The 16,176-nt window shown below is 65.2% G+C and carries 11 protein-coding genes; 7 read left to right on the forward strand and 4 right to left on the reverse strand.

Going from position 1 to position 16,176, the window contains the following annotated elements:
• Positions 1 to 123: 123 nt before the first annotated feature.
• Both JWQ90_RS20475 and JWQ90_RS20480 read right to left on the reverse strand, forming a co-directional pair.
• Positions 124 to 1,284 carry a hypothetical protein gene (locus JWQ90_RS20475; protein ID WP_299696881.1) on the reverse strand — a complete coding sequence of 387 codons (1,161 nt, stop codon included), beginning with the start codon at positions 1,282 to 1,284 and terminating at the stop codon, positions 124 to 126.
• Between the two features lie 120 nt (positions 1,285 to 1,404).
• Positions 1,405 to 1,848: a hypothetical protein gene (locus JWQ90_RS20480; RefSeq protein ID WP_299696882.1), complete on the reverse strand. Its 444-nt coding sequence runs from the start codon at positions 1,846 to 1,848 to the stop codon at positions 1,405 to 1,407.
• A 446-nt stretch (positions 1,849 to 2,294) separates the two neighbouring features.
• Here JWQ90_RS20480 and JWQ90_RS20485 point away from each other — a divergent pair, with 446 nt between their 5' ends.
• From JWQ90_RS20485 to JWQ90_RS20510, 6 genes are all read left to right on the forward strand, one after another.
• Positions 2,295 to 3,332: an invasin domain 3-containing protein gene (locus JWQ90_RS20485; protein WP_299696883.1), complete on the forward strand. Its 1,038-nt coding sequence runs from the start codon at positions 2,295 to 2,297 to the stop codon at positions 3,330 to 3,332.
• A 10-nt stretch (positions 3,333 to 3,342) separates the two neighbouring features.
• On the forward strand, positions 3,343 to 3,876 hold the full coding sequence (gene aroK, locus JWQ90_RS20490) for a shikimate kinase AroK (RefSeq protein ID WP_299696884.1): 534 nt from the start codon (positions 3,343 to 3,345) through the stop codon (positions 3,874 to 3,876).
• 74 nt (positions 3,877 to 3,950) lie between these two features.
• Positions 3,951 to 5,042 carry a 3-dehydroquinate synthase gene (aroB, locus tag JWQ90_RS20495; RefSeq protein WP_299696885.1) on the forward strand — a complete coding sequence of 364 codons (1,092 nt, stop codon included), beginning with the start codon at positions 3,951 to 3,953 and terminating at the stop codon, positions 5,040 to 5,042.
• A gap of 105 nt (positions 5,043 to 5,147) precedes the next feature.
• Positions 5,148 to 6,296, forward strand: a complete 1,149-nt coding sequence (locus JWQ90_RS20500) for a deoxyguanosinetriphosphate triphosphohydrolase (RefSeq protein WP_299696886.1) — start codon at positions 5,148 to 5,150, stop codon at positions 6,294 to 6,296.
• 209 nt (positions 6,297 to 6,505) lie between these two features.
• Positions 6,506 to 7,462, forward strand: coding sequence for a fatty acid desaturase (locus JWQ90_RS20505; protein ID WP_299696887.1), 957 nt, complete (start codon positions 6,506 to 6,508; stop codon positions 7,460 to 7,462).
• A 223-nt stretch (positions 7,463 to 7,685) separates the two neighbouring features.
• Positions 7,686 to 10,484 carry a lamin tail domain-containing protein gene (locus JWQ90_RS20510; protein WP_299696888.1) on the forward strand — a complete coding sequence of 933 codons (2,799 nt, stop codon included), beginning with the start codon at positions 7,686 to 7,688 and terminating at the stop codon, positions 10,482 to 10,484.
• Positions 10,485 to 10,602: 118 nt separating this feature from the next.
• Here the strand turns inward: JWQ90_RS20510 and JWQ90_RS20515 are convergent, their stop codons facing one another.
• Positions 10,603 to 11,028 carry a hypothetical protein gene (locus tag JWQ90_RS20515; RefSeq protein ID WP_299696889.1) on the reverse strand — a complete coding sequence of 142 codons (426 nt, stop codon included), beginning with the start codon at positions 11,026 to 11,028 and terminating at the stop codon, positions 10,603 to 10,605.
• 121 nt (positions 11,029 to 11,149) lie between these two features.
• On the reverse strand, positions 11,150 to 11,404 hold the full coding sequence (locus tag JWQ90_RS20520) for a type II toxin-antitoxin system Phd/YefM family antitoxin (RefSeq protein ID WP_299696891.1): 255 nt from the start codon (positions 11,402 to 11,404) through the stop codon (positions 11,150 to 11,152).
• A 227-nt stretch (positions 11,405 to 11,631) separates the two neighbouring features.
• On the opposite strand from JWQ90_RS20520, the gene gltB reads away from it, so the two are divergent.
• Complete coding sequence (gene gltB / locus JWQ90_RS20525; RefSeq protein ID WP_299696892.1) at positions 11,632 to 16,122, forward strand: glutamate synthase large subunit; 4,491 nt, start codon at positions 11,632 to 11,634, stop codon at positions 16,120 to 16,122.
• Positions 16,123 to 16,176: the final 54 nt, after the last annotated feature.

The following is a 16,176-nucleotide window of genomic DNA, read 5'->3' on the forward strand; positions in this document are numbered from 1 at the left end:
TGGCGGTAGCAAGTACGGCGTCGCTCGATCCACATCCACAAACCGCTGCGCCATCGCTTCGTCCTAGGTCCGTTTCTATCGACATTGCTCAGGCAAAATTAAGGCCGATAATCCGACAGGCTCCTAGAAAACGAAGTCGGTGGCGACGCTGAATACGTTGACCGTCTGGCCGGGCTCAAAACCCGGCTGAATGTTCCCCAGCCGTCCGTTTGCGTCCGAGTCCAGTAACACACGCTCGTACTGAAGTTTGAGGCTCGCATTGGCCATGAAGTCCCAGCGTATGCCGACGGACAGGCTTTTTTGCGCAAACGCGAAGTATTTGATAACGCCGTTGAGGCCGCTGTTGAGTGCCGCCGCCGTTGCTGCCTGCTCGGCCGTCAGACCCTCGGTGGAAAGGCCGGGCTCGGAAATCGTCTCGGCCCGGAGTCGTGCCAGTGTCAGATACGGCGTGAACTTGCCGAAACGATAGCCGCCGCTCACATACCAGGCCCGGGTATCGGAAACGACGCCCGAACTTTGATTGGCGGCCCATTCGGCCATCAGCAGCCAGTCGCCGGGGTCGATGCTGAGGCTGAGACTGAGCACGGAATATGGAAAATCGCTCGGTTGATACCGGTCGCGAAGGGCGAGTGCCTGCGCGGTGCCGAAGTCCTCAAGACCGTCAAATACCGGATCGACAGAGGGACTGTGAAGGTCGACCTGAATCGACGAATAGCCGATCCTGAAAGTGCCCGGACCGATCTCCAGCGTGTTGCTCGCCTCGAAGAACTGTCGTGCATCGATCCCGCCGCCGCCCGGTAATTTCAAGTGGGTTCGACCGTAGGCCACATTCACCAAGTCCGTTCCCCTGGAAAACTGGAAACGGTAGCTGGCGCCGACCCCGTCCATGTTGGTGACGGGAAGCACGCCGTAGACTTCCTGCGGCGGCCGGATCCAGGGATAGGTGTAGCCGACCAGGCGGGCGTCGGACAACAGGAAGGGCCCGGCCACGGTGCGGCCCGCGCGGACGCTGAAATCCGGCGTGAACTGGTATTTGACGTTGGCCCATTCGATCTGCGGTGTATACGTGCCGTCGTAGCGATACTGGGAAACGAGCTGCACGACCGCGGACAGCTGATCGCCGTGGTGCGCGTCCAGTTGCACGCCGAGTTTGCTGTCGACGCCCGCTGCCCACGAGCCGCTGTAGCCGGCGCCGTCAGGCTGAAAAAAATTGCCGACGAAGTCGGCATCCTCGGCGTCGGAATGAACCAGGCCGAGCGTGCCGAAGCCGTGCAGCGAAAACATCGGCGCGTCGGCATCGCCGGCGCGAACGCCCGCAGCATGCAGCGCCGCTGCCAGCAGCGCGATGGAGGTCAGCTTGTGCGATGCGTTCGATGCTCTCATTGGGGCTCGGATCGGTCGTGGCTACGGCGAGAGCAACACTTTCACATTGCCGTCCACCAGGCTCGGCTCGATGTAGCCGATCGCATTGGGATTCTCGACGATGAGCTGTTTTACTGCGGAGCTGCCCGACAGTTCCCGCGGCGGCCGGCCTCTGCCGGTGAAGATGATCTTCGACCAATGTGCCTTGATCTGGGCCGGGGACTTGCCGGCGAACTTCAGATAGAACTCGTTGCGCGCCGCCGCGCCTTCGACTTGATCGATCGGCACCGCCAGGCTGCCGTCCGGGAAGCGGTTCGCCTTGCCCAGAAAAATATCGACGACCTGGTTTTTGCTGAGCGCGGTCACCGGGCTTCTGGCCGAGACCACCGCCACGACATCGGCCTCAGCCAACCCGGCGCTCAAAGCCAGCATCAGCCCGACGACGATCGGTCCGGTGCGGCTCGCACACTGGCAGCTTCGGGGCACGATCGATCTCATCGGAATACGAAATCAATGGTGAGGCTGAACACGTTGACGTCACCACCGATGCCGATCCTGCGCGAGCATGCATGCTACCAAGACCTGCTGGACATGGGTCGGGCGCAGCGGCGGGTGGCGGAGGCGGAGGCGGAGTGTCCGGGCGGTGAGATGGCCCGGACGGTGGGCTCTGCTGGCGCCGCTGCTGTGCGCTGCAAGCGGCGGGTCGCGACCCCAAGGGCACTACCTTAAAAGTGTGGAACAGTCGCCGTAGCCCGGGTGAAACCCGGGATGATGGCTGGCGGCACAAGCCCCGGGTTTCACCCGGGCTACGCATTCCGCGGGCTTTTTGCTACACGCTGCCAACTAGACAAGAACTATGGGGGCGGCCGGGATGAGCCTCAGCCGGTGACGGCTTGGCTATACTGCGCGCCCTGCCTCCCCTTGCGTCCTCGATGACCCTCGGCCACTTGCTGCGCGGTTCCAGCTTTGCCGTTCTGCTCCTGCTGTCGGCTTGCGGCAGCAGCGACAGCGGCGGCGGCCTGCTCGACAACGACCCCGGCACGACGACGCCGACACTGACCCTCACCGGCCCGGACAGCGTCGCCTCCGGCACCAGCCAGTCGTACACCGTCACCGCGCTCGATGCCGCCGGCGACCCGGTGACCGGCGTCAGCATCACGCTGTCGGCCAGCCTGGGCACGCTGTCGCGCACCACCACGGCCACCACGACCAATTCCCTGGGCCAGTTGTACTTCACGCTGTCGGCCACCACGACCAGCTCCAGCGGCACGGTCACCGCGGTCACCGGCACGTCTTCGGTCATCGCCTCCGGCACCGTCGGCGGCGAAGCCCTGTCGGCGACCAAGGCGGTGGCGATGACCCCGACGGTGTTCCAGTTCACGGCGCCGCTCGCGGCGGCCAAGCTCGCGGTCAACACCGTGCAGCCGCTGGTGCTGCAATGGGCCGCGGACGGCGTCGCGGTCAGCGCGCCGGTCACGTTCACTGCCACGCTCGGCACGCTGATCGATGCGGCCGGTAATGCCGGAAGTTCGCTGACGGTGACCACCGACAGCAGCGGCTTCGCGCGCCTGCAGATCACATCGAGCACCTCCGGAGCCGAGACCGTGACGGCGGTCAGTGACACCGCGGAGTTCAGCGCGACGCGGGCCTTTGCCTACGTCGGCGAGCCCGCCGCGTTCACGTTCGCGGTGTCCAGCCCGATCAGCGCCACCAGCGCCACCAGCGGCGCCAGCACGATTTCGGTCAAGGTTTCGGATGCCTCCACCAATACCGTGGCCGGCGCCACGGTGGCCTTCGCGATCTCCAGCGCGCCGTCCGCCGGCACGCTGTCGCCGAGCACCGCGACCACCAATGCCTCCGGCATCGCCACCGCGATCTACCGGGCCAACGGCGGCGCCGGCACGGCCTTGATCAACATTACGGTCGGCTCGCTGCCGGTGCAGACCGCCACCATCAAGATCAATCCATGACGGGTGCCGCGTGTCGACGGCCGTGAACATCTTCCTGGTAGGCCCGATGGGTGCCGGCAAGACCACGGTCGGTAAGCGCCTGGCCGAAACCCGCGGCATGGAGTTCATCGACAGCGACAACGAGATCGAGCTGCGTACCGGCGTCGACATTCCGTTGATTTTCGAAAAGGAAGGCGAGGAAGGTTTTCGCAAGCGCGAGAAGCAGGTGATCGCCGAACTCGCGCAGCGCAGCCACGTGGTGCTCGCGACGGGCGGCGGCGCGGTGCTCGACTCCGAAAATCGCCAGTGGCTGGCGGCGCGCGGCATGGTCGTCTACCTGTACGCCAGCGTCGACCAGCAGCTGCAGCGCACCGCGCGTACCGATCACCGGCCGCTGCTGCAGAACGTGCCGGATCGCCGGCAGACATTGCAGGCACTGTTCGACGTCCGCGATCCGCTGTACCGCGAGATTGCCGACCTGGTCATCCACACCGACGGCCGCAACGCGCGCGTGCTGGCGCGCGAAATCGAAGATCATATAGACCGCCCCGCAACCGCTCTCTAGGAAGGTCTGCCTAATCTACTGCGTTTGCTCGCTACGATTAACCAGACCTTCCTGTTCCCACCCGTCCCGATCGCTTGAACAACACCCGCATCCTCAAAGTCGAGCTTGGCGCTCGCAGCTATCCGATCCGCATCGGCAAGGGCATCGCCGCCGGCGAAGCCGCGTTCCCGGAAGCGCAGGGCCGGCAGCTGCGCGTGGTCACCGACAGCAACGTCGCGCCTATCCATCTGGATCCGCTGCTGGCTGCGCTGCACCTGGGCCGCGAGCAGGTGTTCGTGCTGCAGGCCGGCGAAACCCGGAAGACCTGGGATTCCGCCGGGGAGGTGCTCGACTGGCTGCTCGCATCGAAGCTGTCGCGCGACGGCTGCCTGATCGCGCTCGGCGGCGGTGTCGTCGGCGATCTGGCCGGCTTCTGCGCAGCGATCTATCAGCGCGGCATCGATTTCATCCAGGTGCCGACCACGCTGCTGGCCCAGGTGGATTCCTCGGTCGGCGGCAAGACCGGCGTCAATCACGCGCGCGGCAAGAATCTGATCGGCGCCTTCCACCAGCCGCTGGCGGTGATCGCCGACACTAACAGCCTGGCCACGCTGCCCAAGCGCGAGCTGCTGTCCGGCCTGGCCGAAGTGATCAAGTACGGCATGCTCGCCGACAGCCTGCTGTTCGAATGGCTGGAGAACAATCTCGACCGCATCCTGGCACTCGAGCCGAACGCGCTGGCCGAGATCATCGAGCGCTGCTGCGCGATCAAGGCGCGTATCGTTGGGCTGGACGAGCGCGAAACCGGCGGCGGCCCGCGCGCGCTGCTGAATCTCGGGCACACCTTCGGTCATGCGATCGAAACCCACACCGGCTACACCCAGTGGCTACATGGCGAGGCGATCGCAACCGGCTTGTGCCTGGCTGCGGAACTGTCGGCACGGCATGGCTGGATCACCGACACGGTGGTGGCGCGCTGCGTCGCGCTGATCGCCCGCGCCGGCTTGCCGACGCGGCCGCCGGCCGGCATGCTGCCCGCGGACTTCCGCAATCTGATGGGCCTGGACAAGAAGGTTCAGAACGGCAAGCTGCGCCTGATTCTGCTGCGCGGGCTTGGCGATGCGATCCTGACGTCGGACTTCGACGCCGAACTGCTGGCCGAGACGCTGAGCCAGGCCTGTGCGTAATGCGTAGGTTGGGGTGAGCGCAGCGAACCCCAACAGACTGCCGCGCCAATGTTGGGGTTCGCTGCGCTCACCCCAACCTACGCGCTACGACACTAGAATGCGTGCATGAACCTTGCGCCCTATGCCGCTCTGGAAGCTCATTCCCGCGGACGCCATCACGACGAGCCCGGCCCGAGCAATCGCAGCGCCTACATGCGCGATCGCGATCGCATCATTCATAGCGCCGCGTTCCGCCGGCTCGAATACAAGACCCAGGTTTTCGTCAATCATGAAGGCGATCTGTTCCGCACGCGGCTGACGCATAGCCTGGAAGTCGCGCAGCTGGCGCGGACCATGGCGCGCTCGCTGTCGCTGCACGAAGATCTATGCGAGGCGATTTCGCTGGCGCACGATCTCGGCCACACCCCGTTCGGGCATGCCGGCCAGGACGCGCTCAATGATTGCATGCGCCCCTACGGCGGCTTCGAACACAACGCCCAATCGCTCAGAGTGGTCGACGAACTTGAAGACAAGTACGCAAGTTTTCGCGGGCTGAACCTGAGTTTCGAAACGCGCGAAGGTATCCTCAAGCATTGCAGCCAAGCGCGTGCACGCGAACTCGGCGACGTCGGCCGGCGCTTCATCGAGCGCCAGCAGCCGAGCCTGGAGGCGCAGCTCGCCAATCTCGCCGACGAGATCGCCTACAACAATCACGATATCGATGACGGCCTGCGCGCCGGCCTGCTGACGATCGAGCAGTTGCGCGGCGTGCCGCTGTTCCGCCGTCATCACGAGCAGGTGCTGCAGACCTATGGCCCGCTGCGTTCCAAGCAGGAGCGCCACGAAACCATCCGCCGTGTGATGAGCACTTTCGTCGAGGATCTGACTTCGACCAGCCACGCGCGGATCGTCGCCGCCGGCGTCAGGCATATCGACGAAGTGCGTATGCAGAGCGCGCCGCTGATCAGTTACAGCGAGCAGCTCAGTGCCGAGAACCTGGAGCTGAAGCGTTTCCTGCGCGAGCAGCTGTATCACCATCACCAGGTTTACCGGGTGATGACCAAGGCCAAGCGCGTGGTGCGCGATCTGTTCATCGCGCTGTACGACGACGTGCGGCTGATGCCGCCGGAATTCTTCGACGCAGCCAGGACACTCGAACAGCAGCACGGCGATATCGGCCGCGCCCGCGCGGTCGCGGACTATGTGGCCGGCATGACCGACCGCTACGCGCTGGACGAGCACGAGCGCCTGTTCGACCCGCGCCGGCTGCGTTAAGAGGATTGACAGGGCGGATACGCCCGACTGGCGGCCTGAATCTTGAATGCCCAATCGGCGATACTGCGGCGCGGACATACGCAGAAAATCCGTACCGAGCGGTAACAAAACCGGCAGTGCGGATGGGCAGGGGACACCATGAGCTCGACGACGGACAACGATCCGATGCGCGCTCGGAACGCGGTCACAGGTCGACAAATATGAGCACGATGAATGAAAAGCGACTGACGCCTGAGCAGCTGCAAAGCCTGACCGGCTATCGCCCGCTCAGGACGGTATCCAAGATTCTGCTGTTCTTCGCGCTGCTCGCAGCGGTGACTGCGCTCGCCTGGCAATCGGAATCCGATATCACCGACTGGGCCGCCTACGCCGCGGCCGGCTATCTGTGGATGAGCATCGTCACCTTCATGCACGAGGCGACGCACAACACCTTGTTTGCGGCGAAGTGGCAGAACTGGGCGTTCGGCATCGTCACGATGATCCCGCTGATGGTGTCCTTCGTCGCGTTCAAGGAAGACCATCTCGAGCATCACCGCTACAACCGCTCGCCCAAAGATCCGGACGCGTTTACGATGGGTAAGCGCGGCGTGCTCGATTTCATCGCGTTTTACGCGTACATCGCGGTCGGTGGTCTGCTGACCTTCCTGCATTTCAACCTGATCTACCCGATCAAGTATTTCACCGCCAGACAGTGGGCGATCCATCTCGGCGAAGCGGTGCTGAAGATCGCCTGCGTCTGGGCGCTGGTGGCCTGGGCCAAACAGCACGACATGCTCGGCCCGGTGCTCGAAGTCTGGCTGGCGCCGGTGTTCGTCTTCTCGTTGCTGAACTCGATGCGCTTTATCGCCGAGCACTACGAGACACCCTGGGATCAGGGCAAGCTCGCCGGCACGCGTACCGTCACGTCGAACCGCGTGCACAGTTTTTTCTGGAACAACATCAACTGGCACATCGGCCATCACCTGTATCCGCGCGTGCCGGCCTACAACCTGGTGCAGCTGCACGCGATGATCGCGCCGGAGATCGCCGCTTCCGGCGCGATTGTCGACAAGAGCTATTCGAAAGTGTTTCTGAACGCGCTGCTGCGCGGCCCCGAGTCGAAAGAGCGGCTCGACCAGGCGCTGCTGCAGCGTAGCGAGCGGCTGGAACTCACCCAGCCGGTGTAGGTCGGCAAGCCCGTTGCCGACGGCTAGGGTCGATGCGTAATCGCTATCCCCGTCTGGAACGGTAGGAGCGGACCTTGTCCGCGATTGAGGCTGCACCGACACATTCGCGGACAAGGTCCGCTCCTACAGTTGGGTAGCCACCGCCGAGACGCATTGCTGTAACGCATCCGCGGCAGACTCTCATCGACGAGTTTGTATTCTCAGGGATAGAGGGAGCATTGCGATGGGACGTCTGCGCGCCTTGGTTTTGTTGTCGGTTCTGCTCATGGATGCGGCGCAGGCCGCGCCTCTTGGTGTCGTGATCTCCGAGTTCCGCACGCGAGGGCCCGGCGGCGCCAGCGACGAATTCGTCGAGTTGCACAACGTCGGCGCCAGTTCCGTCGATATCTCCGGATGGAAGCTCAACGGCTGCCAGAGCGGCACGCCGGGCACCGAGAGCACGCGCGTCACCATCGCCTCCGGCGTCAGCCTGCCGGCCGGTGGGCGTTATCTGCTCGCCAACAGCGCCAGCGCCTACAGCGCCGGCGTGCCCGGCGACCAGACCTATGGCACCGGCATCTCCGATTTCACGTCCACCGCCTACGCAGGCCTCGCGCTGCGCGATGCGGCCAACGGCCTGCAGGACGGTGTCGGCGCCCCGCTGAGCCCTTGCCGCGAAGGCAGCGCCGGCATCGTTACCTCGGCGACCACGCCGACCGATCAGCTGAGCCGCCACCGGCTCGCTGGCGAGTCGCAGGACAGCGGCGACAACGCCGCCGATTTCGGTCCCGACGCGGCCGCGACGCCGACTGCGCTCGGCAGCACGCCGCCGCCGGCCTGCACCAATGTCGGCATCGGCATCCCGGCTATCCAGGGTCGCGGCCACGTATCGGGCTACAACGGCCTGTGCGTCTCGCAGGTTCCCGGCGTGGTCACGCAGCGCAGCTCCAACGGCTTCTACCTGCAGGACCCGGTCGGCGATGGCGACGAGGCCACGTCCGACGGCATCTTCGTCTTTACCTCGTCCGCGCCGGCGGCGTCGATTACGGTCGGCTCGCAGGTACTGGTCGACGGCACGGTTTCGGAATTCCGCGCCGGCAGCACGTTCACCGCCACCAACTGCGCCTCGTCCTCGGCGGCCTGCAATCTGACCATCACCGAAATCACCGGGCCAACGGTTACCGCTACCAGCGGCCTGTTCGGCGGTGCGGCGGTCACGCCGGTGATTCTCGGCGCGGCTGGCCGCATGCCGCCGACGGAAGTCATCGACGACGACACCAGCGGCTCGGTCGAAGTGGCGGCGCAGACCACTTACGATCCGGCCGAGGACGGCATCGATTTCTATGAAAGTCTCGAAGGCATGCAGGTGCGCATCGACAATGCGCGCGCCAGCGGCCCGACCAGCTCCTTCGGTGAAGTCTGGGTGCTTGCCGACGGCGGCGCCGACGCGAGCGGCACCAATGCGCGCGGCGGCATCACGCTGGTGGAGCGCGCGGCCGGCGTCGACTACAACCCCGAGCGCATCCAGATCGATCTGAGCGGTCTGACCAGCGTCTATCCGCTGGTCAATGTCGGCGACACCGCGGCCAGCGTAACCGGCGCGATGTCCTATGGCTTCGGCGATCCGCGCGTGTTCCCGACCGAGCTGCCGAGCTTCGTCTCCGGCGGAATCGCCCGAGTGCCGGCGAGCTTGAGCAGTGGCACCGATCGCCTGCGCATCGCCTCGTACAACGTCGAGAACCTCGATCCGAACGACGCCGACACCTGCGACGGCGGGCCCGATCAAGATATCGCCAACGGCCGCTTCACGACCGAGGCACAGCAGATCGTCGACATGCTCGGCGCGCCCGACATCGTCGCCCTGGAGGAAATCCAGGACAACAGCGGCTGTGCCAACGACGGCACCGTCGACGCCGACGTGACCCTGCAGACCCTGGTCGATGCGATCACCGCCGCTGGCGGCCCGAGCTACCGCTACACCACGATTTCGCCGCAGGACGGCACCGACGGCGGCGTGCCCGGCGGCAACATCCGCCAGGGATTTTTGTATGACGCGACGCGGGTGACGCTGGTGCCTGGCACGGCCGGCGCCGGCGATGCGACGACCGCCACCGCGGCGAGCATCGGCGGCGACGGCAAGCTGCAGCTGAGCTTGTCGCCAGGCCGCGTCGACCCCACGAACACCGCCTGGGACAACAGCCGCAAGCCGCTGGCCGCGACGTTCGACTTCAACGGCGAGCGCGTGCTGGCGATCGTCAACCACTTCAATTCCAAGGGTGGCGACTATCCGCTGTTCGGCCGCTACCAGCCGCCGGTGCTGAGCAGCGAGACGCAGCGTCTGCAACAGGCGCAGGTGCTGCACGACTTCATCGCCGGCGTGCTCGCGCAGCAGCCGGCCGCTCGCGTGATCACGCTCGGCGACTTCAACGACTTCGAGTGGTCGGCGCCGATGCAGAAGCTCAGCGGTGCCGACATCGGCACACCGATCCTGACCGATCTGGCGACGCTGCTGCTGCCGGAGACCGAGCGTTACAGCTACGTGTTCGAAGGCAACTCGCAGGAGCTCGATCACATCTTTGTCAGCGAGGCGACGCTGACTGCCGCCGAGTTCCAGGCAGTGCACATCAATGCCGAGTTCGCCGACCAGGCCAGTGATCACGATCCGATCGCATCCTCGCTGCAGGTCAAGCCCGTGGCGGTCTGCGATGGCGGCAGCATCGGCTTCGTGTCGGCTGCGCCCATCGTCGTCGATGAGGGCGAGCGCACTTTGGTTGGCGTGACGCGGTCCGGTGCCGGCTGTGGCGCCGCATCGGCGAACTGGTCGCGCGTGCTCGGCAGCGCATCGGCGGACGACCTGATCGGCGCGGCCAGTGGCGTGCTGAGCTGGGCCGACGGCGATATCTCGACGCGCTACATCCTGGTCGCCGCGCGCCGCGATGCGCGGCGTGAAGGCGCCGAGACGCTGAACCTGCAGCTGTCGGTGCTGAGCGGCGCTCAGGCGGGCATCACGACGCGCCCGATCCTGATCGACGATCCGCGTTGAGACCTACGGGCACTCAGCGTGTAGGTTGGGGTGAGCGCAGCGAACCCCAACATTCATCCGCGCCGATGTTGGGGTTCGCTGCGCTCACCCCAACCTACCCCCAGCCTCGGCTGCGGGTTCATGGCCGGAACCAGTCGTCCAGCTTCAAGCCCTCGGCGCCATTCAGCGAAAACGGGCTGCGCACCACCAGCGTCAGCTCGCGGGTCGCGGCGATCGCGGCCTGCTCGCCGTCGAGCCGGGTCCAGGGCCGGGCGGATCGATCCCAGCGCGCTGCCTGCCGTGACAGCCAGATCGCGGACTCACGGTCCAGGCTCAGGATTGGCGGCCCGCTGTGCAGCAGCTCGGCAGTGAACGCGGCCAGCTGCTGCCGGCGCGGGCTCTCCGGCAGGCTGTCGAGCCCGCGCAGCCAGGCGTAGAGCGCGGACGCCGCCAGCGCGCAGCTGCCCTGGCGCTGCTGGAACAAGTTGAATACGCGGCGATTGCCGTCCGGCCGGGTCAGCTCGGCGAGCACCGCCAGGTCGAGCAGGTAAGCCGGCTTCGCCACTAGATTCCTTGCCTCATCAGCTCGTAGGGCGGGTCGTGACCCGCCGTTTTTGGGACCACAAGAAGCAAAATCAAAATCAGCTTGTAGGGCGGGTCGCGACCCGCCCTACGCCGGGACCTCGTTAGTAATCCGCCCAGCGATCCAGCTCTTCGCCGGTCACGCCCTCGAAGCCGCTGGCCTGGCGCGCACGCCAGCCCTGGCTCCAGGCGGCGAAGTCCGGCCGCGCGCTGCCCAGCAGGCGTTCGTACTCGGATTCCGACATCAGTACCGCTACCGCCTTGCCGCGCCGCGTAACCTGCACCGGACGGCCATCCTCTGCCTCGTAGAGCAGTTCGGTGAGGCGGTCCTTGGCCTGGGCGATGGAGACGGTTTTCATAGCGGCGCGCTCGTTCGCGGAACATGGCCATGCAGATGGCCATCTTAGTACAGGCTAATCCCTTGATTCAACGGGACTCGAGCCCGGGCGGCGTTCAGTTTCCAGCCCGGAATTTGCTTGTCTCCGGCAGGGAAATTACTTTCCTTACCCGCGCCCGCCAGCGAGCGCGCTGCACGCAATACCAGAAGGCCGCGCGATGCGGCCTTTTTTAGCCAGGAGCGTTCCGCATGTCCCAGCCAACCGATCTGTCCCTCGAGGGTTACGCTGCGCATGGCCTGTATCGGCCCGAGTTCGAAAAAGACTCCTGCGGCTTCGGCCTGATCGCCCACATGGACGACCAGCCCAGCCACAAGCTGATCCAAACCGCGATCACCGCGCTGCACCGGATGACGCACCGCGGCGCGGTGGCGGCCGACGGCAAGACCGGCGACGGCTGCGGCCTGCTGATGAAAAAGCCCGACTCTTTCCTGCGCCGCGAGGCTTCCATCCTCGGCTACGCGCTGGGCGACAACTACTGCGCCGGCAACGTGTTCCTGTCGCAGGACGAAAAGCGTCGCGAGCGCGCCAAGCAGGCGTTCGAGGAAGCCGCCGAACACCACGGCGTGAAGCTGCTCGGCTTCCGCATCGTGCCGACCGACGCTGCGGCGCTCGGTGACGAGGCGATGAAGGCGGTGCCGCGAGTCGAGCAGGTGTTCATCACCGCGCCGCGTGACATGCACAAATTCGCGTTCGAGTTGAAACTCTTCAAGCTGCGCCGGCGCGTCGAAAAGATTCTGGAAGCCGAAGGCGACGAGGATTTCTACGTCACCAGCCTGTCCTGCCGCGTACTGGTCTACAAGGGCCTGGTGATGCCGGAGTTCCTGCCGGACTTCTATCCGGACCTGGCCGATCCGGGACTCGAATCGTCGATGTGCGTGTTTCATCAGCGCTTCTCGACCAACACCTTGCCGAAGTGGCGGCTGTGCCACCCGTTCCGCTTCCTGGCGCACAACGGCGAGATCAACACGATCTCCGGCAACCGCATGTGGGCACAGGCACGCGCCAAGAAGTTCCAGTGCGCCGAGCTGCCCGACATCGAAGAACTGATGCCGCTGGTGACGATGAAAGGCTCGGACAGCCAGAGCATGGACAACATGCTCGAGCTGCTGCTGGCCGGTGGTATGGACGTGTTCCAGGCGATGCGCGCGCTGATCCCGCCGGCCTGGCAGAACGTCGAGGATCTGGACCCGGACATCCGCGCGTTCTACGAATACAACTCGGTCAACATGGAGCCCTGGGACGGCCCCGCCGGTGTGGTCATCATGGACGGCCGCTACGCCGCCTGCTGCCTGGACCGCAACGGCCTGCGCCCGGCGCGCTACGTGATCACCACCGACCGCCACATCGTGCTCGCGTCCGAAATCGGCGTTAACGATTTCAAGACTCAGGACGTGGTCGAGAAAGGCCGCCTGCGTCCGGGCGAAATCCTCGCGGTCGACACCGAGACCGGCTCGCTGCTGCGCCCGGAGGACATCGACAGGATGCTGGCCGCGCGCAAGCCGTACAAGGCCTGGATCAAGTCGAACATGAAGCGGCTGGAGGCCAGCCTCACGGACGATCCGAACTCGCTGGACGTGATGCCGCCGGACACGGTCGGCATTTATCACAAGATGTTCCAGCTGACGTTCGAGGAGCGCGACCAGGTGCTGCGCGTGCTCGCCGAGGCCGGACAAGAGGCCGTCGGCTCGATGGGCGACGACACGCCGTTCGCGGTGCTGAGCCAGCAGGCGCGGTCCTTGTACGACTACTTCCGCCAGATGTTCGCGCAGGTCACCAACCCGCCGATCGATCCGCTGCGCGAGCAGATCGTGATGTCGCTGGAATGCCAGCTCGGCGCCGAGAAAGGCATGTTCGAGGAGACCCCCGAACGCGCCGCGCGCCTGCTGATCGACTCGCCGGTGCTGAGCGAGGCCAAGTTCAAGGCGCTGCTGGCGATCGGCAATGACGACAGCAACTATGCGCACCAGGTCATCGATCTGAACTACGACCCGGCGATCGGCCTGAAGGCGGCCATCGACCACGTCTGCGACGAGGCCATCGCCGCGGTGCGTGCCGGCAAGGTCGTATTGGTGCTGTCCGACCGCGCGATCGAGCGCGGCAAGCTGCCGGTGCATGCGCTGCTGGCGACCGGCGCGGTCAACGCCGCGCTGGTCACGGCCGGCCTGCGCTGCGACTGCAACATCGTCGTCGAGACCGCGACCGCGCGCGACCCGCATCACTTCGCCTGCCTGATCGGCTACGGCGCCAGCGTGATCTATCCGTATCTGGCGTACGCCTCGCTGTACGAGATGGCGCGCAGCGGCCAGGTCAAGAACAAGGCGCCGGAGACGATGGCGCAGAGCTATCGCAAGGGCATCAACAAGGGCCTGTACAAGATCATCTCGAAGATGGGCATCAGCACGATCTCGTCTTATCGCGGCGCGCAGCTGTTCGAGGCGGTTGGCCTGCACGACGAGATCGTCGGCATGTGCTTCAACCACACCGTGTCGCGTATCCAGGGCGCCAAGTTCGTCGATCTGCAGGACGAGCAGGTCGAGGTCGCCGAGGCCGCGTGGAGCGCGCGCAAGCCGATCGAGCAGGGCGGCCTGTACAAGTACGTGCACGGCGGCGAGTACCACGCCTACAACCCCGACGTCGTCGCAATGCTGCAGAAGGCGGTCAAATCGGGCAGCTACGACGACTATCTGACCTATGCCGAGGTCGTCAACACGCGGCCGGTGTCGATGATCCGCGACCTGTTCAAGTTCAAGGACGCGACCGCGATTGCTATCGACGAAGTGGAGCCGATCGAAACCATCCTGAAGCGTTTCGACTCGGCCGGCATGTCGCTGGGTGCGTTGTCGCCGGAGGCGCACGAAGCGCTGGCGATCGCGATGAACCGCCTCGGCGGCCGCAGCAACTCCGGTGAAGGCGGCGAAGACCCGGCGCGTTACGGCACCGAGAAATCATCGAAGATCAAGCAGGTCGCATCGGGGCGTTTTGGCGTCACGCCGGAATACCTGGTGAATGCCGAAGTGCTGCAGATCAAGGTCGCGCAGGGCGCCAAGCCCGGCGAAGGCGGCCAGCTGCCCGGCGACAAGGTCAACGAACAGATCGCCAAGCTGCGTTATGCGCGGCCCGGTGTCGCACTGATCAGCCCACCGCCGCATCACGACATCTATTCAATCGAGGATCTGGCGCAGCTGATCTTCGACTTGAAGCAGGTCAACCCACAGGCGCTGGTCAGCGTGAAGCTGGTCAGCGGCCCTGGCGTCGGAACGATCGCGGCCGGCGTTGCCAAGGCCTATGCCGACCTGATCACGATCTCCGGCTACGACGGCGGCACCGGCGCCTCGCCGCTGACCAGCGTCAAGTACGCCGGCACGCCCTGGGAACTCGGCCTGTCGGAAACGCATCAGACGCTGCGCATGAACAATCTGCGCGACAAGGTTCGCGTGCAGACCGACGGCGGTTTGAAGACCGGGCTCGACGTGATCAAGGCCGCGATTCTCGGTGCCGAGAGCTTCGGCTTCGGCACCGCGCCGATGGTCGCGCTCGGCTGCAAGTATCTGCGCATCTGCCACCTCAACAATTGCGCAACTGGCGTGGCCACACAGAACACCGTGCTGCGCCAGAATTACTTTGTCGGCCTGCCCGAGATGGTCATGAACTACTTCAAGTTCGTGGCCCAGGAAACGCGCGAGCTGATGGCGAGCCTCGGCATCCGCACGATCAAGGAACTGATCGGCCGCACCGATCTGCTGATGATCGCGCAAGGCAGCACCAACAAGGCAAAGAACCTCGACCTGTCTCCGATTCTGGAATCGGCCGGCATGATGCTGCCGAGCGCGCAGTACTGCATGTTCAACAACGAGCCCTTCGACAAGGGCGAGCTGGCCGAGGCGATGCTGCAGGACTGCCTGCCGGCGATCGAGCACAAGACCGGCGGCATCTTCCACTACACGGTCAGCAATCGTCATCGCTCGATCGGCGCGCGCCTGTCCGGCGAGATCGCACGTCGCTGGGGCAATCTCGGCATGGGCGACCGGCCGATCACGATCAAGCTCAAGGGCGCGGCGGGCCAGAGCCTCGGCGTCTGGAATGCCGGCGGTCTCAATCTTGAAGTCGAAGGTGACGCCAACGACTACGTCGGCAAAGGCATGGTCGGCGGCCGCATCGTCGTCAAGCCGCCGAAGACCGCGAAGTACGAGTCGCGTGAGGCGGCGATCATCGGCAACACCTGTCTTTACGGCGCAACGGGCGGCGCGCTGTACGCGGCCGGCATGGCGGGCGAACGCTTTGCGGTGCGCAATTCCGGCGCGCATGCGGTGATCGAAGGCTGCGGCGATCACGCCTGCGAATACATGACCGGCGGCGTCGTCGTCGTGCTCGGCCATACCGGCGTCAACTTCGGCGCGGGCATGACCGGCGGCTTCGCCTACGTGCTCGACGAGAAGCGCAACTTCGTCGACCGCTACAACCATGAGCTGATCGACATCCATCGCGTGGTCTCCGAGTCGATGGAAGCGCACGAGAACTACCTGCGCCGGGTCATCGCCGAGTACGCCAAGGTCACCGGCAGCAAGTGGGCGCAGCAGATCATCAGCGACTGGGCCGATTACGTCGGCAAGTTCTGGCTGGTGAAACCCAAGGCGGCGGAGATCGGCTCGCTGATCGATTCGGTACGCGCAGCCGCGTAAAAGCGATTCCCTCCCCCGCGTGCGGGGGAGGGCCAGGGTGGGGGCGCTCGTCGC

It is taken from the genome of Hydrocarboniphaga sp. (assembly GCF_028291725.1).
Lineage (GTDB): Bacteria > Pseudomonadota > Gammaproteobacteria > Nevskiales > Nevskiaceae > Hydrocarboniphaga.

Coding starts and splice junctions, on each gene's coding strand:
- JWQ90_RS20475 (WP_299696881.1), bottom strand. CDS start 1,284: ATGTTTTCGCTGCACGGCTTCGGCACGCTCGGCCTGGTTCATTCCGAC.
- JWQ90_RS20485 (WP_299696883.1), top strand. CDS start 2,295: ATGACCCTCGGCCACTTGCTGCGCGGTTCCAGCTTTGCCGTTCTGCTC.
- JWQ90_RS20500 (WP_299696886.1), top strand. CDS start 5,148: ATGAACCTTGCGCCCTATGCCGCTCTGGAAGCTCATTCCCGCGGACGC.
- JWQ90_RS20505 (WP_299696887.1), top strand. CDS start 6,506: ATGAATGAAAAGCGACTGACGCCTGAGCAGCTGCAAAGCCTGACCGGC.
- JWQ90_RS20510 (WP_299696888.1), top strand. CDS start 7,686: ATGGGACGTCTGCGCGCCTTGGTTTTGTTGTCGGTTCTGCTCATGGAT.
- JWQ90_RS20520 (WP_299696891.1), bottom strand. CDS start 11,404: ATGAAAACCGTCTCCATCGCCCAGGCCAAGGACCGCCTCACCGAACTG.
- gltB (WP_299696892.1), top strand. CDS start 11,632: ATGTCCCAGCCAACCGATCTGTCCCTCGAGGGTTACGCTGCGCATGGC.